Source organism: Mesorhizobium sophorae (assembly GCF_002270415.1).
Lineage (GTDB): Bacteria > Pseudomonadota > Alphaproteobacteria > Rhizobiales > Rhizobiaceae > Mesorhizobium > Mesorhizobium sophorae.
Window position 1 is genome coordinate 1 of the sequence record NZ_NNRI01000021.1, and the last position, 20,477, is coordinate 20,477.

The following is a 20,477-nucleotide window of genomic DNA, read 5'->3' on the forward strand; positions in this document are numbered from 1 at the left end:
TCTGCCGCAAGGCGATCGACGATCTCGGCAAGCGTGATGTCCCGCTCATCGGTCTCGACCAAGGCGAGAATGAAAGTCTCGTGCGCGTCCAGCTTCGATACCTTCGGCTTGCCCTGCCGCCCAGGTTCCAGATTGCCGCTCGAACGCCAGGCCCGATACCATGCACCAGACGTCGATATCCCGATGGCAAACCGCCGTGCCGCTTCTCGGGTCGACAGGCCTGCCTCTATCGCCTCGATAACACGCGTCCGCAAATCCAGGCTGTAAGCTCGTGCCATGCCGCTGCTCCTTCCGCAAATCACTTCGATCAGGGAATCAGAACAAGCCGTTCACTGCAAACAAACGACTCCGATTAAGGGAAAACCGCTCTAGGTGGTCGATCAGTACGGCACCACTGTAAGTCGAACCGTCGTCATCGCCGGTTTCCGCAATCGCGGGTATCGCCAGTCGGAGCAAAAAAGCCAGCCAAAATTCTAGGGCTTGGGCCGGAGCTATGGCGGAAACTGGGTGATGACGGTTTGAGGAGAGCGGCGTATCGAGGCGGGTGACGAAGCCTGCCAGAACCTCTCAAGGAGAGCGATACGCCATGAACAAGACTATCAACATTGTTCGCCTTCGTCAGCCCGACGAAATTGATGATCCACTGACGGATGTGCTTCGCAGCGGCGCGCGCAAATTGCTTGCGCAGGCGATGGAGATGGAAGCCGACGCGTTTCTTGCCGAGATGCGGGATCTCAAGCTTGGCGATGGCCGTGACCGGCTTGTCCGGCATGGTCACGGCCCGGAGCGGAGCATCCAGACGGGCATCGGTCCGGTGCCTGTCAGCCGGGTGAAGGTCCGGGATCGCGGCGCGACCGACGAAGCGGACCGGGTCCGGTTTTTCCTCATCGATCCTGTCGAAATGGGCGCGTCGGACGCGCAGTCTGGATGCGCTGCTTCCCGTTCTCCACCTGCGCGGCGTTTCGACGGGGGATTTTCAGGACGCTCTGGCGGCCCTCTTGGGCAAGGAGGCGCCGAACCTGTCACCCTCGGTGATCACGCGGCTGACGGCACAGTGGAACGCCGAATACGATCGTTGGCAAAAGCGCGATCTTTCGGCGCGCCACTATGTCTATGTGTGGGCGGACGGGATCTATCTGCAGGCCCGGATGGAAGACCATGCCGAATGCATGCTGGTTCTGATCGGCGCCACACCCGAGGGCAAGAAGGAACTTGTCGGCTTCCAGACCGGTATTCGCGAGGGTGCGCAAAGCTGGTCGCAAAGACGCTTTCGATGGGATTGGTAACCGACGTTCGCAGATGATCCCAGTGTTCGGCGAAGACGGCAATTGCCGTCTCGGCGGAGGCCCGGTTGGGAGCGAGATAGATTTCGCGCAGGTCTGCCTTCATGCCGGCCTGCACCGATTTCGGCACCGGGGAAATCGTAGAACGCCAGCAAGGCATTCTGATCTTTCGTCAGGCAGTCGACCGCTTTGGCATATTTCGCGTCATATTTTTCGACGCTTGTTGAGAACGTTGGCTGTCTTGTGCACCCAGCATCGCTGGTGTTTGGTGCCGGGAAGGAGCTCATCGAGCGCCTTCCAGAAGCCAAGCGCGCCGTCGCCCACGGCAAGATCGGGCGCGATCTTAAGGCCACGACGCTTGACGTCGACCAGCAGCTCGCGCCCGTTCGCCACCGCACGGTGCGTACCAAGGGCTCGCTGTCCTCGAAAACCGCCAGGCTGATGGTCTTCAAGCTGGTCATGGCCGCAGCCAGGACGTGGCGACGATTGAAAGGACAAAATCAGTTGCCGAAACTCATCGCAGGTGCCAGGTTCCTGGACGGAATCGAGGTCATCGAAACGAAGCCGCAGAGCGCCGCTTGATCAGCCTCGTCATCCAAATTCCAGCATAGCTCCTTGGGCCGATGGCGACAGTTCTTGGCGCTCCCGAGGAGCAGACCATCGGCCATTGGTGCAGCCGCTGCCGAGGCATCTGGTACGGCTATCTGCTTGAGGTCGCTTGCCCAGTCTGCGGCAACAGGCATGGCTGAGGGCCTTTCTGGCGCGGCAAGCCCTTGGCAGAGAGGTAACCTTCCTTGCACATGAAAATGAAGTATGCGCAAAGCACAGCCTCATTGCCGCAGCGCAATATATTGGTTGGCGGATTTTGCTGGCTTTTTTGCGTTTCCACAGATTGGCACGAAGGTTGCTTTTCTCCTTTTTGAACGGCTGCGCCAAAATGCAGCGTCGATCAGGATGAGGGAACTATGGCCAATCTTCTATGGCTCCAGGGCGGAGCCTGTTCCGGCAACACGATGTCGTTCCTCAACGCCGAGGAGCCAAGCACCTGCGATCTGGTGACGGATTTCGGCATCAATGTGCTTTGGCACCCATCTCTGGGCATGGAGCTGGGCGACAACCTTAAGAAACTGCTGAGGGCGCTGACCTCCGGCCAGATGGCGCTCGATATTTTCGTTTTCGAAGGCACCGTCGTGAACGCTCCAGACGGTACGGGCGAATGGAACCGCTTTGCCGGGCGGCCGATGAAGGACTGGGTTGCCGATCTCGCCAAGGTGGCGAATTTCACAGTCGCGATTGGCGACTGTGCGACTTGGGGCGGTATCCCTGCGACGGCCCCCAATCCGTCCGAAAGCAACGGGTTGCAATTCCTCAAGCGCGCCCATGGCGGCTTTCTCGGCAAGGATTACAAATCCAAGGCTGGCCTTCCGGTCATCAACATTCCTGGTTGCCCGGCCCATCCCGACTGGATCACCCAGATCGTGGTGGCGGTGGCCACCGGGCGTGCTGCCGATCTGACGCTCGACGAGTTCCAGCGGCCAAAAACCTTCTTCACGTCCTTCACACAGACAGGTTGCACGCGCAACATGCACTTCGCCTACAAGGTTTCTGCGACCGAGTTCGGCCAACGCAAGGGCTGCCTGTTCTATGATCTGGGCTGCCGCGGGCCGATGACGCATTCACCCTGCAACCGAATTCTGTGGAATCGGCAGTCGTCCAAGACACGCGCCGGGATGCCGTGCATGGGTTGCACCGAGCCGGAATTCCCGTTCTTCGATCTGGCCCCTGGCACTGTTTTCAAGACCCAGACGGTCATGGGCGTCCCCAAGGACATGCCCAGTGGCGTCGACAAGATTGGTTACGTCAAGCTGACCGCCGCGGCCAAGGCGGCGTCTCCGCGCTGGGCTGAAGAGGACATCTTCGTCGTCTGAGCCAGTTTTGTCCCAAATTCGCTAGCGATCAAACTTCATTTCAGAAAGGTCATCGACCATGTCCGCTGCTATACAGACACTTGATATTTCACCTGTTGGCCGCGTCGAGGGTGATCTCGACGTCCGTGTCGACATCAAGGACGGTGTTGTCGTCAACGCCTGGACACAGGCTGAACTCTTTCGCGGCTTCGAAGTTATTTTGCGTGACAAGGATCCGCAGGCAGGCTTGGTGGTGACACCGCGAGCCTGCGGCATCTGCGGGGCGTCGCATCTGACCTGCGCCGCTTGGGCGCTCGACACAGCATGGAAGACCGAAGTTCCGCGGAACGCTATTGTGGCGCGCAATCTCGGTCAGATCGTCGAAAGTCTGCAGAGTTTGCCCCGCCATCACTACGGTCTGTTTATGATCGACTACACCAACAAGAATTACGCCAAGTCCAAGTTTTATGAGGAGGCCGTCAAGCGCTGGGCACCTTTCACGGGCACCAATTATGAGATCGGCGTGACCATTTCGGGACGGCCAGTCGAGATTTATGCGCTGCTCGGCGGGCAATGGCCGCATTCGAGCTATATGGTACCAGGTGGCGTAGTGTGTGCTCCCACGTTGACGGATGTCACCCGTGCCTGTGGTATTCTTGAGCACTTCAAGCGTAATTGGATCGAAGCCGTGTGGCTCGGCTGCACGCTGGAACGCTACCAAGAAATAAAGTCCTACGATGATTTCATGGCCTGGCTCGATGAACGTCCAGAACATGCCAATTCCGATCTCGGCATGTTCTGGCGCATGAGCCTCGACATCGGCGCCGACAAATACGGCAACGGCGTCGGGAAGTATGTCAGCTGGGGATACCTGCCGCACGAAGACAAGTATCAGAAGCCGACAATCGAGGGCCGCAACGCGGCGTTGATCATGAAAAGCGGCGTCTATGACGGCCACGCCGACACTCACAAGCTGATGGACCAGAAATTCACCCGCGAAGACACGCTTCGCGCCTGGTATGATGAACCGGGCGGCGTGCATCCCTTCGACCGTACAACCAAGCCGACCCGAAAAAACACCGTCGACATGGCCGGAAAATACTCTTGGGCGACCGCCGTGAGACACAACGAGGACGGTCGCCTCGAGGCAGGGCCACTGTCGCGTCAATTGATTGCTGGTGGTAGGCATGGCGAGAGCTTCCAGCATTACGATCCACTGGTTCTTGATATGTACAAGAAACTCGGTGGCGCCAGCGTCATGCTCCGCCACTTTGCCCGGATGCATGAGGGATTGGCGCTTTACCGCCAGGCCGAGCACGCATTGCGCGAATTCAAACTCAACGATCCCTGGTACATCAAGCCGACGGAGAAGGATGGTCGCGGCTGGGGTGCGACAGAAGCAATACGTGGGGCGCTGTGTCACTGGATCGAGGTGCAGGGCGGCAAGATCAAGAACTACCAGATCATAGCGCCGACGACGTGGAACGTCGGTCCGCGCTCGCAGGACGGCAACAGAGGGCCGATGGAGGAGGCTCTGATCGGGGCGCCTATCGCCGACCCGACCGATCCGGTCGAAGTGGGTCACGTCTGCCGGTCATATGATTCCTGTCTGGTGTGCACGGTGCATGCCCATGACGCCAGCACTGGCGAAGAACTCGCGCGTTTCAGAACGGCTTGATTGGAAAAAGTTCTCCTTCAACAGTCGGTATCTCGGCGTCCCGCTTATCAGGATCGCCGACCATCCCGGATGGCGAAGCTCCAGACAAGGCGAGTGAAATGAATAATGAGCAGCAAAAAGCTATGCTGCGAAAGATGGCCCATTTCATGGATAATGGGCTGAAGACGCAGACCGAACCTTTTCCGGAAACGGAAAAGGAGTTCGCAGCTATCCTTGACGAACTGCGCGCTCTCAATCCCGACGACCTGGAAGCCAAGATGGTTATCAGCGGTTTCTTCAATCGTCCCTATGGGCCGGATCGGCAGCGCTGCATGGAGTGCCTGTACTATCTGGTGCATCGCGAATGGTGTGACTTGCCAGAGCTTGCCGTGCCCGTTGATGCGGACTGGTGGTGCCGGCTCTGGCGCATCTGACATTGTGGGGAGGATGCCATGGCGCAAACGGCAGCAACGGATGCTGAGGTCCTCGAGCAGATCCGCTCGATGCTGGCAGGCGGCCTCAAGACCGAGGTTTTCCCGAGAGGTGACACCCACGAAGAGATTGCGCAGATCATCGCCCGTCTGCGAGAATCCGATGGAAGTCTGGAATCCAAGCTGGTGATCGGCGGCTTCACGCTCGAAACGATCGAGCATGGCGGCATCGAGCAACCTTGCGAGACCTGTATGTACTATCTCTTGCATCGCAAGTTCTGCGAATTGCCTGAGTTCGCTGTTCCGGTCGAACCGGAATGGTCATGCAGGCTCTGGCGGATCTGAACGGTGGCGAGATGATCGCAATCATCGGATGCGGCAACCCTAACAGGCGGGACGATGGCGTCGGCCCAGTTGTCATCGACCGGCTGAAGGCGCGCGGAATAGAACACTTAGGCGTCAAATTGTTCGATGCCAGAACAGATGGAATGTCGGTCATGTTCGCTGCGCGGGGCTGCACGACTTTGATCGTTGTTGACGCTTCCAAATCCGGAGTCGAACCAGGAACCATCCACGAGGTGCCGGGGGTGGAACTGGAGCGGGCCTATTCACCGGGGCTGAACCTGCACGATTTCCGCTGGGACGCCGCCCTCTACGCCGGCCGGCAGATTTTTCGCGATGCGTTTCCGCAGGATGTGACCGTGTTGCTGATCGAGGCGTCTGAACTGGACCTTGGCATTGGTCTTTCCGACGTGGTGGCGTGTTCGGCTGAAAAGGTCGTAGGTCGTATCGAAGTCCTGGTTGCAGCACTTATACCGGGGCAACAAGCATGTCCGGTGTCTTAATCGAGCTTAGGCGCGGCGGGCTCTATCTGTCCTGCGAGGTCTATGAGCGCTTCTTCGCGGGGCTGGAGACCGTGGTCCTTCTGCGGCGAAAGAGCGACCTGGTTGTGCTGCCTGTGCGTCACCCGGCGGCGGGCGGTTATTTGCTGAAGCGGCGCAACGGAGTTGGGGATCGCGTTGTCTTCGCCCCCGATTTTTTTCGTGAACATGGGATCAGCGATGATGCCGACTGCAAACTTGAGGCCGACTGGGATGCCGAGCAGGTAGCGCTAATTGCCAGCGAATGTTTTGCTAGAGCGGTTTTCCCTTAATCGGAGTCGTTTGTTTGCAGTGAACGGCTTGTTCTGATTCCCTGATCGAAGTGATTTGCGGAAGGAGCAGCGGCATGGCACGAGCTTACAGCCTGGATTTGCGGACGCGTGTTATCGAGGCGATAGAGGCAGGCCTGTCGACCCGAGAAGCGGCACGGCGGTTTGCCATCGGGATATCGACGTCTGGTGCATGGTATCGGGCCTGGCGTTCGAGCGGCAATCTGGAACCTGGGCGGCAGGGCAAGCCGAAGGTATCGAAGCTGGACGCGCACGAGACTTTCATTCTCGCCTTGGTCGAGACCGATGAGCGGGACATCACGCTTGCCGAGATCGTCGATCGCCTTGCGGCAGAGCGCGGGGTCAAAGCCAGCCTGACGACGGTCCATGCGTTCTTCGCAAAGCGTGGCATCACGTACAAAAAAAGACAGCGCACGCGGCCGAACAGCAGCGACCGGATGTTTTGGCAGCGCGGGAAGAGTGGTTCGAAGGCCAACTCGATCTCGATCCGAGCCGCCTGATCTTCATCGACGAAAGTGGCCTCAATACCAAGATGGCCCGGCTACGAGGCCGCTCTGCGCGTGGACAGCGTTGCCGGGCGGCTGTTCCTCATGGGCACTGGAAATCCACGACCTTCACGGCCGGCCTGCGCCTCGACGGGATCGTCGCGCCCTGGCTCCTGGACGGCGCCATGGATGGCGAAGCATTCCTGGTCTACTTGCGCCGCGTCCTCGTGCCGACGCTTCAACCCGACGATGTCGTCGTGATGGACAACCTGCCTGCTCATAAAGTGGTCGGTGTCCGCGAAATCATCGAGGCTGCGGGGGCTTCCCTTCGCTATCTTCCGCCCTACTCCCCGGACTTTAACCCCATTGAGATGGCCTTCGCCAAGCTGAAGGCTTTACTGCGAAAGGCAGCAGCCCGGTCCATCCCGGAATTATGGGACGCCGTGGCCGTCGCCATCGATCGTTTCCACCCCAAAGAATGCGAAAACCTGTTCGCCCACGCCGGCTACGATGCCTAACCGTGATTATCCAGAAACTGCTCTAGCACGCATTTTGCATACTAAGTTTACTATTCGTAATTTATATAGACAGGTAAAGGAAAGTGCGTTAGCATTTTTGCCAATAAAGTAAGCTGCATCTCACGCGGTCAGTGGAGGAACCCAAGAATGAACGGCGATCGCGTTGGCGACGAAGTGCGGGCAGCGTTGAGTGTGGCGGACGATGCGGGCGCAAGTCCCTCGGAGCGAACCGAAATGCTCATGGAAATCGCCATGGGGCTGCAGCAGCGTCCGAAAAATCCCGAGCAGATCGCCGCCGCCGTTTTTCTCTACGACCGCGCCTTGGCGCTCTGCCCCGAGGACCAGCGCCTGCTTGACGCGCGTATCATGGCGCGCAAGGGCACGGCGCTTCTCGTCCTGCCGGAAGGCGGCACGCTGGCGCTGCAGCAGGCCCGCGAGGCTTTCGAGGCCGCCATCCCGCATTTCACCGATTTCGGACGTCCGGAGGAACTGGCCGAGACAGAGATGAACCTTGGTCTTGCCATCCAGAATCTCGCCGGTCAGCACAAGGCCCGCATCACCGACGCGATCTCGGCCTATCAGCGTGCTTTGCGCACCTTCGACAAGCTGCGGTTCCCCAAGGAATTTGCCATCGTGCAGAACAATGTGGCGACGGCTTTCCTGTCGATGCCGTTCACCGACTCCAGAGCCAAAATGCGGGAGGCGCTGGCCGTGCAGGCGTTCGAGGAAGGCCTGAAGGTTGTCAATCTGATCGATCATCCGACCGAGTACGCCATGCTGCAGAACAATCTCGGCAACGCACTGCAATATGCTTCATCGAGTCGTACGCTGGAAAATAATTTGCGCGCGCTTGACGCTTACGATGAGGCCCTGAAAGTCCGATCGCGTGAAACGATGCCCCTCGAATTTGCCAATACGATCGCCAACAAGGCGAACTGTGTATGGAACCTGCCGGACGATCCAGAGCATCCCGAACGTGGCAATCGAGTTAACCTGCTTCTCGCGCAACAGTATTACCAGGAATGTCGTACTATTTTCAGCCGTAGCGGCGAAGCAGAAAAATCTCGCTTCGTTGCCGAGGCCTGCGACCAGATCGGCCGCGAATTGCTTGCCGTGGCGCCCACGAACGGAACCGGCGCGCACGCGCAAACCGGGTGATGGTTATTTCATCAAGCATACGAAAGGAGAATGGCAAGTGACGGCAGTAGTACTCACAATAGGCAGCGTCGCATTGGCGCTTGCAACAGGGCTCGTGGCCTCGGGTATCGGCGGAGCCATCGGCGGCGTGGCGACCGGTGGCAAGGCTCTCGGCAACGAGCTGGCCGCTATGTTGGGCTCCTTCTATGGCCCGGTTGGCGGATTCTCCGGCGTGCTTGCTGGTATCGTCATCCTGGCTCTTGTCGGCTGAGGCGGCGCCATGTGGGAAATGGCCAAGAGCTCCATCCTCCTGTTTTTGCGCGGGAAACTGTTTTCCGAACCGTCCAAGGTCTATCGCCAATCGGCGATAGGCGCCGTCACAACAGCTGTGCTGGTCGTAGTGCTGGCCAAGCTCGGCCTGCCTGTAGCCGCAGCGACTGCGATCGCCGGCTTGATCGGGGGTGCGTTGCAGCCATATCTCTTCAAAGATCTGCGGTATCGGTGAGATGAACGCCGTCGACCTCATCCCGACTAAACGCGACGATCTCGCCGGTCTTGCCGGCGACATCCTGCGGGTCGAGGCGATCTTCGCCATTTGGGACGAGACCCAGCGTAGCGCCGTCGAAGCCTACCGGCGCGCCATCGAAGACCTGAACGGCGAGGCGCTACGCCGGCTGGTGAAGGCGCTGAAAGAAGAGCCTGCCGCGCTCGCGGCCATGAAGCAAGCGGTGACCGACGAGGTCGTCTACGCCGTGCTTCGCCGTCACAACATCTTGAAACCCAGCCTTAGCGAACGGGTGGGGGCAGCACTTGATGGCGTGCGCCCGATGCTCGCCTCGCATGGCGGCGATGTCGAACTGGTCAGCGTGAGGCCGCCGGCGATCGAGGTGCGCTTTGTCGGCGCCTGCGATGGATGCCCGGCTTCGGCCCTGACCTTTCATGCCGGCGTCAAAAAGGCCATCGAGGAGGCCTGTCCGGAGATCTCCGACATCATCCAGATCAAGAGCATGAGCAATGCGGCCGACAATGACAGCGTCCGCTTCGTCAGCCCGTTCGCGCTCGGCGCCGTCGGCGGCTGGCACCTGGTCTGCCGCCTCGACGAAATCCCGCTCGGCGGCATAAGCACCCTCGTCGTCGGCGGGCAGGACGTGATCCTGTCGCGACAGGATGCGATCGTGTCCTGCTTTCAGAATGCCTGTGCTCATCTCGGCATTCCGCTCGATAGCGGCGATGTCGAACAGGGCATCATCACTTGCCCGCATCACGGCTTCCAATACGACCTTTCCAGCGGCGAATGCCTGACAGCTCCGGAAGTGGCGCTGCAGTCACACGCCGTGCGCGTTATCGGCAATCGCGTCGAGGTGAGGCTATCATCGTGATCCGCATCTCGCTCTCGCCTGACTATCGCCGAGCCCTGCCGCCAGTTGGCATGGCACTGCCGCCGATGCTCGACCCAGCCGGCGCGCGCGTCGTACTTGGCAACCAAGTGGATGCCGACGGGCTGCCTGACTCGGTCGCGCCGAAACCGCATACGCTATTCGGGCCGCGGGGCGTCGGCTTCGCGCCGCACGAAGGGCCGTGCTTCGTTGCCGACACCGGCCATCATCGCTTGATGGTCTGGAACAAGGTGCCGGATCAAGACAATGCACCTGCCGACCTTTTGATCGGCCAGCCCGACTTCTTTTCCGAAGGCCGCAACGCGCGCGGCGTGGTCGGTGCGGCGACCTTGAACATGCCGACCGGCATTTCGACCGACGGCACGATACTCGCCGTCGCCGACGCATGGAACCACCGTGTGCTGATCTGGCGCACTCTGCCCGAGCATTCGAACCAACCGGCGGACCTGGTGCTGGGGCAGGCGGATTTTTTGAGCGGCGTTGCCAACCGTGGCGATGCCGTTGCGGCCGCCGACACGCTGAACTGGTGCTATGGTGTCACCGTCGCCGACGGACGGCTGTTTGTCGCAGACACCGGAAATCGTCGTGTGCTGGTCTGGAACTCGCTTCCTCAACGCAACGGCCAGGCCGCTGATCTGGTGCTGGGCCAGACGGATATGGTAACGCGCGACGACAACGCGTCGGGCTCGGGCGCCGCGGTCGGCATGCGGTGGCCGCACAGCGTGGCTGTCGATGACAGCCGGATCCTGGTGGCGGATGCCGGCAACAACCGCATCATGGTCTGGAACTCGATGCCCAATGTCGACGGCGCGCCATGCAGCTTCGTGCTGGGCCAATCGAGCTTCGACGGCAACGACCACAACCGTGCCGGTTACCATCCCAACTATCGCTCGCTCAACATGCCTTACGGGACGGTCGTTCACGACGGCCTCGTTTTTTGTGCCGACACCGCCAATTCCCGTCTGGTCAGCTATTCCCTTGATGATCTCGGGATGGACCGCGCCGCTTCCGGCCTCGCCGCCCAAACCAGCTTCTGCGACAAGGGCGACAATCGCTGGCGTTTCGCCGCACGCGATAGCGTCTGCTGGCCGTTCGCGCTGTCGGCGTCAGGTACAACGCTGGCGGTTGCCGACACCGGCAACAACCGCGTGCTGTTGTGGGAGGTGGCCGCATGAACACGCTGCTTTGCGTGCCGCGCACCGATCCGGCCGAAACGGTCGAGATCAGGCTGCGCGGTCGCGTGCAGGGCGTCGGCTTCAGGCCGACCGTGTGGCGGATCGCCCGCAAGCTCGGTCTCGATGGCGACGTTCTCAACGACAGCGAGGGTGTGCTCATTCGCCTGCGTGGCGCCGTGTCCGCCGTTTCCGCGCTGATCGACGAGTTACGAACATTGCCACCGCCGTTGGCCGAAATCACCGCTATCGAGACGCGTGGCTACGGTGGCACAATCGAGCCGGGTTTCGTCATCGTCGACAGCGTGGTCGGTGCGGCACGCACCGAAATCTCACCCGACGCCGCCATATGCGACGCATGCGCGGCCGAGATCGCCGACCCGTTCCTGAGCCGCTTCCGCTACCCCTTCACCAACTGCACCCACTGTGGTCCAAGGCTGAGCATCGTGCGCGCCGTGCCCTATGACCGCGCCACGACGACCATGGCGCCCTTCCCGCTCTGCGAAGCTTGTGGTACGGAATACCGCGACCCCGCCGACCGCCGCTTTCACGCCGAGGCGACCGCCTGTCATGTCTGCGGGCCGAAAGCCCGGCTGATCCGTTTCGACGGCCGCGCGCTCTCCTTTGAACAATATTCGATGCTCGACGACGTTGATGCCGCACTCGGCCTGATCCAGAAGGGCGAGATCGTCGCCATCAAGGCACTTGGCGGCTACCAGCTGGCTTGTGACGCCACCCGGCCGGAGGCTGTCGCCATGCTGCGCAAGCGCAAGCGCCGCGATGCAAAACCCTTCGCGCTGATGGCGCGCGATCTGGATGTGATCAGACGCTATGCCACGGTCAGCGACGAGGAGGCTGCCGCGCTGACAAGCCGCGAGGCGCCGATCGTGCTGCTTGCCGCCGACGGGCCGGAGAAACTGCCGGAGGCAATCGCGCCAGGTCTCGGCACGCTCGGCTTCATGCTGCCGTCGACGCCACTGCATCTGCTCCTGCTTCGCAGGATGACCCGCCCGGTCGTCATGACCAGCGGCAACCTATCGGACGAACCGCAGGTTATCGACGATGCCGAAGCGGCAAAGAAACTGTCTGAAATCGCTGCCTACGCCTTGATCCACAACCGCGACATCGCAAATCGCATCGACGATTCCGTTGTGCGCCGCATGGGTGGAAAACTGCGGGTGCTGCGCCGCGCGCGTGGCTATGCACCGGCCTCGATCGCGCTGCCGTATGGTTTTGAACAGGCGCCGGAAATCCTCGCCTATGGTGCGGAACTGAAATCGACCTTCTGTCTGGTCAAAGACGGACGCGCGGTGTTGTCGCAGCACCAGGGAGATCTCGAAGACGCGCTGACCTACGACGACTACCGCAATAACCTTGGGCTCTACCGGGATCTGTTCGACCATCGGCCGGTGGCGCTGGCGGCGGATCTGCACCCGGAATATCTCTCGGCAAAACTGGCGCGAGCGACAGCTGCCGCTGAAAACCTGCCACTGCTGGAAATTCAGCACCATCACGCTCACGCTGCCGCCTGCCTCGCCGAAAACGGCCGCGCGCTCGATGCTGCACCTGTTCTGGCTGTCGTGCTCGATGGGCTCGGCTATGGCTCGGATGGCGGCATCTGGGGCGGAGAATTCCTGCTGGCCGACTATCGCCGCTTCGAGCGGCTGTGCACCTTCAAACCGGTCGCCATGCCCGGCGGCGCGCAAGCCGTGCGCGAGCCATGGCGCAACCTCTATGCCCACCTGATGACCGAAATGGGCTTCGCCGCCTTCAAGATGAATTTCGAGGATCTCGACCTGTTCGCCGCCCTTTCTGCCAAGCCGCTTGCAACCATCGGCGCCATGCTCAAGGCTTCGCTCAATTCACCCAAGGCATCGTCCTGCGGCCGACTCTTCGATGCGGTCGCAGCCGCTGCCGGATTGTGCTTCGACCGGCAGGCCTATGAGGGCGAGGCCGCGGCTCGCCTCGAAGCCGTTGTCTGCCACAAAACCTTTGTCGAGGAAGGCGATCATCTCGCCTATCCCTTGCCGATCCCGAACCTGAAAGGCTCTGGGCTTCCTTATATCGAACCGCTCGGCATGTGGAATGCCATCCTAGGCGACCTCATCCTGAAAACCCCGGCCTCGGTCATTTCGGCCCGTTTTCACAAGGGCCTGGCGAAGTCGATCGCCGCTATGGCGCTGAAGCTGGCACGAGGTGATGAGGACGATGCCCCGCCGCGTTTTGACACGGTCGTGCTGTCGGGCGGATGCTTCCAGAACAAGGTGCTGTTCGAGCAGGTTCTCAGCAGGGTTGAGGCCGTGGATTTCAAGGTTCTGACGCACGCGAAAGTCCCTGCCAATGATGGCGGCATCGCGTTCGGCCAGGCGACCGTAGCCGCCGCTCACCTCATCGACGCCGGGCAAGTCCGGCAGAAAGCGAGCTGACCATGTGCCTCGGAATCCCAGGACGGATCGTCAAGATCGATGACCACCTGAAGAAGCTGGCGACGGTCGATGTCAGCGGCGTCAGGCGGCAGGTCAACATTGCCTGCATCGTCAACGAAACCCATTCCGTCGACGACTGCGTCGGCGACTGGGTGCTGATCCATGTCGGCTTCGCCATGAGCCGCATCGACGAGCATGAGGCCGCCGAGACCCTGAAAATTCTTACCGAACTCGGCGAAGTACAAGCCGAAATGGAGTCGATGAGGCTGTCGTCGGTGCATTAGACCGCCGTCGGCGCGCTTCAAGTTCTGTTTTTATGCACGTCGTTGTCCCAAAACCGCTCCGCACTTTTGGGCGGCATGCAAGAGGAGGACGCCAGAATGTCCAGCGAAAGCGAACTGAAAGCGCTCTATCCGTTCCTGCACGGCAAGGCGCAGGACCCGGAAAAGATGAATGCGGCTTTGCTGCATTCCGTTGCCGAGAAAGCGCGCGACACCCGCGAAACCAATGAGAGCTTCTTCGGCGGCCAGGCCGAAATCCTGGTCGCGGCCGCGCACACGCTGGCGGATGTCTACCGCAACCATGGCCAACTCTTTTCGATGGGCAATGGTGGCTCGAGCTGCGATGCTTCGCATGTCGCCGTCGAGTTCGTCCATCCGGTCACCGCCGGCCGGCCGGCGCTCGCCGCCACCAATCTCGTCGCCGACCTCGCCATGATCTCAGCCGTCGGCAACGACCTCGGTTTCGACCATGTCTTCGTGCGCCAGCTGCTGGCGCACGCCCGCAAGGGCGACGCCGTCATCGGCATTTCGACAAGCGGCAATTCGCAGAACCTGGTGTCGGCCTTCGCCAAGGTCAGGGAGATGGGCGTTCACACGATCGGTCTCGCCGGTGGCGACGGCGGTCGCATGAAATTATCCGGCACCCTCGATCATCTGCTGGTCGTGCCGTCGACCTCGATCCACCGCATCCAGGAATGCCACGTCGCTGCCTACCACATCCTGTGGGACCTCGTGCACACGCTGCTCGCCGACGAACGTGGTTCCGCCGCCGGAAAAGGAAGCGTCCAATGAAATACACCGACGAATTCCGCGACCGCGAAAAAGCAAAAATCCTGATCAAGGAAATCAACAAGCTCGCCGCCACGATCGAGATCGCTAGGACGCGTCCAATCAACATCATGGAAGTGTGCGGCGGTCACACACATTCGATCTTCCGCTATGGGCTTGAAGGCATGCTGCCCGACGCCATCGAACTGGTGCATGGGCCCGGCTGCCCGGTCTGCGTCTTGCCGATGGGCCGCGTCGACGACTGCGTATCGATCGCCGAACGGCCCGAGGTGATCTTCACAACCTTTGGCGACGCCATGCGCGTGCCGGGTTCGAAGAAGAGCCTGCAGCAGGCCAAGGCCGACGGCGCCGATGTGCGCATGGTCTATTCGCCGATGGATGCGCTGACGCTGGCCAGGAAGAACCCGGATCGTGAGGTTGTGTTCTTCGGCCTCGGTTTCGAGACCACCATGCCGTCCACCGCGCTGACCGTGCTGCAAGCTGAAGCCGATGGCATCGAAAACTTCTCGGTGTTCTGCAATCACATCACCATCGTGCCGACGATCAAGGCGATCCTCGACAGCCCCGACCTGCATCTCGACGGCTTCCTCGGCCCAGGCCATGTCTCGATGGTCATCGGCACCGCGCCCTACAAATTCATCGCCGACTTCTACAAGCGGCCGATGGTCGTCGCCGGCTTCGAGCCGCTCGACGTGCTGCAGTCGATCTGGATGGTGCTGAAGCAGATCAAGGATGGTCGCGCCGAGATCGAAAACCAGTATGCCCGCATCGTGCCTGAGGCCGGCAACAACGCGGCACTTGCCGCGGTCGGCAAGGTCTATGAACTGCGTGAATTCTTCGAATGGCGAGGGCTTGGCTCCATCGACCATTCCGGCGTCAAGGTGCGCGACGACTACGCCCGCTTCGATGCCGAGCGCAAATTCGCCATTCCCGGGGTCAAGATCGCGGACCCGAAATCCTGCCAATGCGGCGAGGTGCTGAAGGGCGTCATCAAGCCATGGCAGTGCAAGGTGTTCGGCATCGCCTGCACGCCGGAAATGCCGCTCGGCGCGCTGATGGTTTCGTCCGAAGGCGCTTGCGCCGCCTACTACCAGTATGGCGGCGTCAAGAAGCACACGGCGGCCCGGCCCGATGCCAGCGTGGCGGCCGTGTCATGAACGTGCGGCCACCGCCACCCAAGCGCGTGCTGGGGGGCGTTTTCATCCCGACCGTGACGCTTGCCCATGGCGGCGGCGGCAAAGCGATGAAGGATCTGATCGACGACGTGTTCATCAGCGCCTTTGCCGGCGCGGCACCTGAGGTTCTGGAGGACCAGGCCCGTTTCGATCTGACAATGCTGGCGACTCATGGCGACCGCCTCGCCTTCACGACAGACTCTTTCGTGGTGGATCCGCTGTTCTTTCCGGGCGGCGACATCGGCAAGCTTGCCGTCTACGGCACCGTCAACGACCTCGCCGTCGGCGGCGCAAAGCCGCTCTATTTGTCCTGCGCCGTCGTCATCGAAGAAGGCATGCAGGTCGAGACGCTGCGCCGCATAGCGCTGTCGATGGCCGAGGCCGTGCGCGAGGCCGGCGTCAGCATCGTTACCGGCGACACCAAGGTCGTGCAGCGCGGCGCATGCGACAAGATCTTCATCACCACCACCGGCATCGGTGTGATCAGGCCAGGCCTCGAACTCGGCATTGATCACGTGAAGCCGGGCGATGCCATCCTGGTCAATGGGCTGCTCGGCGACCACGGCGCGGCGATCCTGTGCGCACGCGGCGACATGGAGCTGGAAACCTCGATCGAAAGCGATTGCGCGGCCTTGCACGGGTTGATCGAGGTGCTGCTGGCAGCCGCACCCGGCACGCGTTGCATCCGCGATGCGACGCGCGGCGGTGTCGCCACGGTCCTCAACGAGATCGCCGACGCCTCCGGTGTGTCGATCGAGATCGACGAAGCTTTGACGCCGCTACGCGAGGAAGTGCGCGGCTTCTGCGAGATCCTCGGTCTCGACCCGCTCTATCTCGCCAACGAAGGCAAGATCGTCGTCGTCGTGCCACCTGAGGAAAGTGCGGCGGCACTTGCCGCTCTCTCCGGCCATGCGCTGGGCCAGGGGTCATCGATCATCGGCCATGCCGTGCGCGGCGAGGCAGGGCGCGTCACCATGCAGACGGTATTCGGCGGCCGGCGCATCGTCGACATGCTGGTCGGCGAACAATTGCCGCGGATTTGCTGATGCACGAGCTCGGCATCACCCGCAACATCGTCTCAATCGTCGAGGAAGCGGCGAAGGGCCGCCGTGTCAAACGGGTGACGCTCGACGTCGGGCAATTCTCCGGCGTGATGCCCGACGCTATCCTGTTCTGTTTCGACATCGTCGCCAAGGGCACGCTGCTCGATGGCGCGCTTCTCGACATCCAGAAGATAGCGGGGCGGGCGCGTTGCCGGAGTTGCGGCGGGGCCTTCGACACCACCACGCTCTACCAGGCCTGCGCCTGCGGCTCCCGCGCCATCGACCGGCTGGCGGGTGAAGAGCTGAAAATCCGGGAAATGGAAATCGAGGAGGCTCCCTGATGTGCGGAACCTGTGGTTGCGGCTCGAAGGACGAAACGCGAATCCTCGACCTCCAGACCGGCAAGGAAACGGCGCTGGGCAACGCGCATGATCATGCCCGTCCGCATGACGACGGCATGCAGCATCGGCACGACCACGGTCATGAGCACAGCCACACTCACCCGCACGACCACGACGACGGTCACATCCATGATCACGAACATCCGCACTGCCACTCTCATGCGCATAGCCACGGCCATGAGCAAGGCCACGACCACCGGTCGGACCACGTGCATGAGCATCACCATCATCACGATAATGCGCATGGCGATGCGGAATTGCATGAAGCCGGTCACGATCATTCCCACGGTCATCACGACCACGCCGATGGCCATCACGATCACTCGCATGATCATGGCCATGACCATGACCGTGACCGTGACCATGACCATGACCATGGTCACAGCCACAACCAAGGCCACAATCTGGTGGTCGAGCTTGAGGCGCAGATACTTGCCAAGAACGATATGCTCGCCGCGAAGAATCGGGGTTGGTTCGCCGGCCGCGAAATCCTGGCGCTGAATCTGGTCTCCTCGCCCGGCTCCGGCAAGACGACGCTACTCGAGCGCACCATCCGCGACCTTAAGGACAGGATGCCGATCTCGGTCATCGAAGGCGACCAGGCGACTGCCAATGACGGCGAGCGCATCCGCGCCGCCGGTGCCGCCGCTGTCCAGGTCAACACCGGCGCCGGCTGCCATCTCGAAGCCGATATGATTGCCAAGGGCCTTGCCGAGTTGAAGCCGGCAGTCGGCTCTGTGGTCATGGTCGAGAATGTCGGCAACCTCGTCTGTCCGGCAATGTTCGATCTCGGCGAGCGCGCCAAGGTCGTCATCCTGTCGGTGACCGAAGGCGACGACAAGCCGCTGAAATACCCGCATATGTTTCGAGCGGCGGAGATCATGGTCATCAACAAGACGGACCTGTTGCCGCATGTCGATTTTAATGTCGAGGAGGCCATCGCCAATGCGCAAACGGTCAATCCGCAGATCAGGGCGATCCAGGTCTCGGCGAAAACCGGCGACGGGCTCGCCAGCTGGTACGACTGGCTGCAGGGTGAGGCGGCTCAAGCGCGGCTTGCAGGTTAAGCGATATCACAATGCCTCGACACGAGGCTTGCCATCACATCATCGGATCGAGAGGACGAAGTCATGAAGGACACGATCGTATCCGCTTTGCCGCCGACACAACATGCGCCGGCGGGTCATGGACTTCCCAATCCCTTCGACGATCGGCCAACTCGGGTGAGAACCAGGGCGGCGATGACCTACGTCCTGCTCATCGCCGCCAACATCACGGCATGGGTATGGGCGTGGATCGCCTTTGCCGATCGGCCAGCGCTGCTCGGCACCGCACTGCTCGCCTATATGTTCGGCCTGCGCCATGCCTTCGACGCCGACCATATCGCGGCGATTGACAATGTCGTGCGCAAGCTGACGCAGGAAGGCAAGGCGCCCTACTCGGTCGGCCTCTTCTTCTCGCTCGGGCACTCGAGCATTGTCATCGTGGCCTCCATCGCCATCGCCGCAGCAGCGACAATGATGCAGTCCAGGCTGGACGAATTTCATAGCATAGGCGGCGTCATCGGCACCGGCGTGTCAGCGCTGTTCCTGCTGGTGATCGGCATTGCTAACCTGTTTATCCTGAGAGGCATCTGGGCGGCGTTCTCTCGCGCGCGGCGCGGCGAAAAGGTCGTCGACGAAGACCTCGATGCGTTGCTTGCCGGTCGCGGCTTCATCGCCCGCATCTTCGGCCCGCTGTTCGGCATCGTCTCGCGCTCATGGCACATGTATCCGATCGGCTTCCTGTTCGGCCTCGGCTTCGACACCGCCACTGAAATCGGCCTGCTCGGCATTTCGGCAACCCAGGAGGCGCAAGGAATGTCGTTCTGGTCGATCCTTGTCTTTCCAGCACTCTTCACCGCTGGGATGTCGCTGATGGACACGACCGACAGCGTCCTGGTGACCGGCGCCTATGGCTGGGCTTTCGTGAATCCGATCCGCAAGCTGTGGTACAATCTTACCATCACGGCGGCGTCCGTGGCCGTGGCGATCTTCATCGGCGGCATCGAGGCGCTTGGCCTGATTGCCGACAAGCTCGGCCTCGAAGGTGGGATCTGGGGCTTCGTCGGCGCGATGAACGACAACCTCGCCAATTTCGGTTTCGCGGTTGTCGGCATCTTCCTCGCCAGTTGGCTGATATCCACTGCGGTATACAAGGCGAAGGGCTATGACAGCTTGTCGGTTCGGCAAGCCCGATTGGATCGATGACTTGCAACAAGTTGATCCATGATGTGAGGTTCGTCGGCATATAGGCAGGCATTGCGCCGGCGGATGGCCGGGGAAGGCCCTGGAGCCACAGGAAGACCTCCATGGTCTTCCATGCGTCTTGCCCGCCCGAGCCAAGCCGATTTGGGGTCAGCACGGCGTTGAGGCCAGAGCGCCCGCCGATCTTCTGACGAGAGCGCGACTGCCTGCGTCCTCGTCGCGCACATCCGAACCCACGCGACGCCTCGCAAGGCCTCGTCGTATCATCAGGATCCAAGTATCCAGGATCATGAAGGACAATTAGCCCAAAGCCTAAAAGCTAATTTGACTAACTCTAGACGAACTGTTGAAGACATTTTCCAGTACTTTCTCATTGCGCACGCGCTGATAACCTTCTCGATCCTTCGCAAACGCGCGTGCTGGCCGCGCGGTCACGCTAATATAATCTGTCGGTCGTGACAATCGCGGGCATCAAGGAGCGAGCGGTTTCGGTCGGCGTTGGGCGCAGTAATAAGCAGCCACAACATTATTTCGAAATACTTCGCCTTTGAAATCGGATTTTGTTCACCTGGCGCTTTAATCCGGGCGGAGGGCGATGAAATGCATCGCTTCGAGAAACGAAACACAGTAAAACAGACCACAGCCTAGTCGAAGCTTTTAATCTTGTCAGGCACGAGCACAAGTGGATTGCTTAATGGCGCGCACGCAGACAAGGAGAGCATGGGTTATCGCCAACCGGCTGACGTACATCGGAGAACTGGGCTGGGAGCTCCATATTCCCACTGAGATGGCTCAGCACGTTTTTGATGTCTTGTGGGAAGCCGGTGGCGAGCACGGGTTACGTCCGGCAGGCTATCACGCCCTGGAGCACCTCCGCTCCGAGCGAGCATACCGTGAGTACGAGCTTGACCTAACCCCGGTCGACACACTGCTCGAGGCCGGACTTGGGTTTACGATC

The 20,477-nt window shown here is 60.9% G+C and carries 21 protein-coding genes and 4 pseudogenes; 23 read left to right on the top strand and 2 right to left on the bottom strand.

The features are described 5' to 3' along the window. Positions 1-278, bottom strand: a 278-nt coding sequence (locus CGZ66_RS39425; protein WP_143748874.1) for an IS630 transposase-related protein, incomplete at its 3' end; no start/stop codon positions are given. Positions 279-586: 308 nt separating this feature from the next. On the opposite strand from CGZ66_RS39425, the pseudogene CGZ66_RS28130 reads away from it, so the two are divergent. Continuing rightward, a pseudogene (locus tag CGZ66_RS28130) lies at positions 587-1,256 on the top strand (transposase); the annotation flags it as partial. Here the strand turns inward: CGZ66_RS28130 and CGZ66_RS28135 are convergent. Continuing rightward, positions 1,255-1,691 (bottom strand): annotated as a pseudogene (locus tag CGZ66_RS28135) (transposase); the annotation flags it as partial. The pseudogenes CGZ66_RS28130 and CGZ66_RS28135 overlap by 2 nt on opposite strands. Between CGZ66_RS28135 and CGZ66_RS28140 the strand changes: the two are divergent. The 22 genes and pseudogenes from CGZ66_RS28140 to CGZ66_RS40960 form a co-directional block, all read left to right on the top strand. After that, positions 1,662-1,865, top strand: a pseudogene (locus tag CGZ66_RS28140) (IS256 family transposase); the annotation flags it as partial. The pseudogenes CGZ66_RS28135 and CGZ66_RS28140 sit on opposite strands and share 30 nt — an antisense overlap. A 383-nt stretch (positions 1,866-2,248) precedes the next feature. Next, the gene (locus CGZ66_RS28145; protein WP_095090099.1) at positions 2,249-3,211 is read left to right on the top strand and encodes an NADH-quinone oxidoreductase subunit B family protein; all 963 of its coding nucleotides are present in this window, start codon (positions 2,249-2,251) and stop codon (positions 3,209-3,211) included. A 58-nt stretch (positions 3,212-3,269) separates the two neighbouring features. Next, positions 3,270-4,868 (top strand): nickel-dependent hydrogenase large subunit, encoded by a 1,599-nt coding sequence (locus CGZ66_RS28150; protein WP_095090101.1) that lies wholly within the window; start codon positions 3,270-3,272, stop codon positions 4,866-4,868. A 98-nt stretch (positions 4,869-4,966) separates the two neighbouring features. Continuing rightward, complete coding sequence (locus CGZ66_RS28155; protein ID WP_095090103.1) at positions 4,967-5,281, top strand: hypothetical protein; 315 nt, start codon at positions 4,967-4,969, stop codon at positions 5,279-5,281. Positions 5,282-5,299: 18 nt separating this feature from the next. Then, positions 5,300-5,623, top strand: a complete 324-nt coding sequence (locus tag CGZ66_RS28160) for a hypothetical protein (protein ID WP_095090105.1) — start codon at positions 5,300-5,302, stop codon at positions 5,621-5,623. Then, positions 5,602-6,123 carry a hydrogenase maturation protease gene (locus CGZ66_RS28165; RefSeq protein WP_245331252.1) on the top strand — a complete coding sequence of 174 codons (522 nt, stop codon included), beginning with the start codon at positions 5,602-5,604 and terminating at the stop codon, positions 6,121-6,123. Before CGZ66_RS28160 ends, CGZ66_RS28165 begins: the two co-directional genes overlap by 22 nt. Beyond that, complete coding sequence (locus CGZ66_RS28170; protein WP_095090107.1) at positions 6,108-6,431, top strand: hypothetical protein; 324 nt, start codon at positions 6,108-6,110, stop codon at positions 6,429-6,431. The genes CGZ66_RS28165 and CGZ66_RS28170 overlap by 16 nt, the downstream gene beginning before the upstream one ends. Before the next feature lie 74 nt (positions 6,432-6,505). Then, positions 6,506-7,452, top strand: a protein-coding gene (locus CGZ66_RS28175) for an IS630 family transposase (protein WP_417568608.1) whose coding sequence is annotated in 2 segments (ribosomal slippage) — positions 6,506-6,847 and positions 6,850-7,452 — 945 coding nt in all. Because the reading frame shifts where the segments join, the coding sequence is not laid out codon by codon here. 147 nt (positions 7,453-7,599) lie between these two features. Then, positions 7,600-8,610 (top strand): tetratricopeptide repeat protein, encoded by a 1,011-nt coding sequence (locus CGZ66_RS28180; protein WP_095090109.1) that lies wholly within the window; start codon positions 7,600-7,602, stop codon positions 8,608-8,610. A gap of 37 nt (positions 8,611-8,647) precedes the next feature. Beyond that, the gene (locus CGZ66_RS28185; protein ID WP_095090111.1) at positions 8,648-8,860 is read left to right on the top strand and encodes a hypothetical protein; all 213 of its coding nucleotides are present in this window, start codon (positions 8,648-8,650) and stop codon (positions 8,858-8,860) included. An 18-nt stretch (positions 8,861-8,878) separates the two neighbouring features. Beyond that, positions 8,879-9,094 carry a hypothetical protein gene (locus CGZ66_RS28190; protein ID WP_245331253.1) on the top strand — a complete coding sequence of 72 codons (216 nt, stop codon included), beginning with the start codon at positions 8,879-8,881 and terminating at the stop codon, positions 9,092-9,094. 1 nt (position 9,095) lies between these two features. Further along, entirely contained in the window at positions 9,096-9,968 is an 873-nt protein-coding gene (locus CGZ66_RS28195; protein ID WP_095090119.1) for a NifU family protein, read from the top strand. Then, entirely contained in the window at positions 9,965-11,161 is a 1,197-nt protein-coding gene (locus tag CGZ66_RS28200; protein WP_095090121.1) for an NHL repeat-containing protein, read from the top strand. Before CGZ66_RS28195 ends, CGZ66_RS28200 begins: the two co-directional genes overlap by 4 nt. After that, positions 11,158-13,584: a carbamoyltransferase HypF gene (gene hypF, locus CGZ66_RS28205; RefSeq protein ID WP_095090123.1), complete on the top strand. Its 2,427-nt coding sequence runs from the start codon at positions 11,158-11,160 to the stop codon at positions 13,582-13,584. Before CGZ66_RS28200 ends, hypF begins: the two co-directional genes overlap by 4 nt. 2 nt (positions 13,585-13,586) lie before the next feature. Continuing rightward, on the top strand, positions 13,587-13,868 hold the full coding sequence (locus tag CGZ66_RS28210; RefSeq protein ID WP_095090125.1) for a HypC/HybG/HupF family hydrogenase formation chaperone: 282 nt from the start codon (positions 13,587-13,589) through the stop codon (positions 13,866-13,868). A gap of 96 nt (positions 13,869-13,964) precedes the next feature. Further along, positions 13,965-14,657 (top strand): D-sedoheptulose-7-phosphate isomerase, encoded by a 693-nt coding sequence (locus tag CGZ66_RS28215; protein ID WP_095090501.1) that lies wholly within the window; start codon positions 13,965-13,967, stop codon positions 14,655-14,657. Continuing rightward, entirely contained in the window at positions 14,654-15,811 is a 1,158-nt protein-coding gene (hypD, locus tag CGZ66_RS28220) for a hydrogenase formation protein HypD (protein ID WP_095090127.1), read from the top strand. Before CGZ66_RS28215 ends, hypD begins: the two co-directional genes overlap by 4 nt. After that, a complete protein-coding gene (gene hypE / locus CGZ66_RS28225; RefSeq protein WP_095090128.1) occupies positions 15,808-16,875 on the top strand; it encodes a hydrogenase expression/formation protein HypE in 1,068 nt (355 codons plus the stop codon). Before hypD ends, hypE begins: the two co-directional genes overlap by 4 nt. After that, positions 16,875-17,213 carry a hydrogenase maturation nickel metallochaperone HypA/HybF gene (locus CGZ66_RS28230; RefSeq protein WP_095090130.1) on the top strand — a complete coding sequence of 113 codons (339 nt, stop codon included), beginning with the start codon at positions 16,875-16,877 and terminating at the stop codon, positions 17,211-17,213. Before hypE ends, CGZ66_RS28230 begins: the two co-directional genes overlap by 1 nt. After that, the gene (gene hypB / locus CGZ66_RS28235; RefSeq protein ID WP_095090131.1) at positions 17,213-18,340 is read left to right on the top strand and encodes a hydrogenase nickel incorporation protein HypB; all 1,128 of its coding nucleotides are present in this window, start codon (positions 17,213-17,215) and stop codon (positions 18,338-18,340) included. Before CGZ66_RS28230 ends, hypB begins: the two co-directional genes overlap by 1 nt. Before the next feature lie 174 nt (positions 18,341-18,514). Further along, the gene (locus tag CGZ66_RS28240; protein WP_378920660.1) at positions 18,515-19,522 is read left to right on the top strand and encodes a HoxN/HupN/NixA family nickel/cobalt transporter; all 1,008 of its coding nucleotides are present in this window, start codon (positions 18,515-18,517) and stop codon (positions 19,520-19,522) included. 691 nt (positions 19,523-20,213) lie between these two features. Continuing rightward, a pseudogene (locus CGZ66_RS40960) lies at positions 20,214-20,429 on the top strand (hypothetical protein); the annotation flags it as partial. Positions 20,430-20,477 lie beyond the last annotated feature (48 nt).

Bases quoted from the DNA above. Each gene is read 5' to 3' on its own strand.
- CGZ66_RS28215 (WP_095090501.1), top strand. From the start codon at position 13,965: ATGTCCAGCGAAAGCGAACTGAAAGCGCTCTATCCGTTCCTGCACGGC.
- CGZ66_RS28165 (WP_245331252.1), top strand. From the start codon at position 5,602: ATGCAGGCTCTGGCGGATCTGAACGGTGGCGAGATGATCGCAATCATC.
- hypD (WP_095090127.1), top strand. From the start codon at position 14,654: ATGAAATACACCGACGAATTCCGCGACCGCGAAAAAGCAAAAATCCTG.
- CGZ66_RS28190 (WP_245331253.1), top strand. From the start codon at position 8,879: ATGGCCAAGAGCTCCATCCTCCTGTTTTTGCGCGGGAAACTGTTTTCC.
- CGZ66_RS28160 (WP_095090105.1), top strand. From the start codon at position 5,300: ATGGCGCAAACGGCAGCAACGGATGCTGAGGTCCTCGAGCAGATCCGC.
- CGZ66_RS28240 (WP_378920660.1), top strand. From the start codon at position 18,515: ATGACCTACGTCCTGCTCATCGCCGCCAACATCACGGCATGGGTATGG.
- CGZ66_RS28155 (WP_095090103.1), top strand. From the start codon at position 4,967: ATGAATAATGAGCAGCAAAAAGCTATGCTGCGAAAGATGGCCCATTTC.
- CGZ66_RS28195 (WP_095090119.1), top strand. From the start codon at position 9,096: ATGAACGCCGTCGACCTCATCCCGACTAAACGCGACGATCTCGCCGGT.
- CGZ66_RS28180 (WP_095090109.1), top strand. From the start codon at position 7,600: ATGAACGGCGATCGCGTTGGCGACGAAGTGCGGGCAGCGTTGAGTGTG.
- CGZ66_RS28145 (WP_095090099.1), top strand. From the start codon at position 2,249: ATGGCCAATCTTCTATGGCTCCAGGGCGGAGCCTGTTCCGGCAACACG.
- CGZ66_RS28150 (WP_095090101.1), top strand. From the start codon at position 3,270: ATGTCCGCTGCTATACAGACACTTGATATTTCACCTGTTGGCCGCGTC.
- hypE (WP_095090128.1), top strand. From the start codon at position 15,808: ATGAACGTGCGGCCACCGCCACCCAAGCGCGTGCTGGGGGGCGTTTTC.
- CGZ66_RS28230 (WP_095090130.1), top strand. From the start codon at position 16,875: ATGCACGAGCTCGGCATCACCCGCAACATCGTCTCAATCGTCGAGGAA.
- hypB (WP_095090131.1), top strand. From the start codon at position 17,213: ATGTGCGGAACCTGTGGTTGCGGCTCGAAGGACGAAACGCGAATCCTC.
- CGZ66_RS28170 (WP_095090107.1), top strand. From the start codon at position 6,108: ATGTCCGGTGTCTTAATCGAGCTTAGGCGCGGCGGGCTCTATCTGTCC.
- CGZ66_RS28210 (WP_095090125.1), top strand. From the start codon at position 13,587: ATGTGCCTCGGAATCCCAGGACGGATCGTCAAGATCGATGACCACCTG.
- hypF (WP_095090123.1), top strand. From the start codon at position 11,158: ATGAACACGCTGCTTTGCGTGCCGCGCACCGATCCGGCCGAAACGGTC.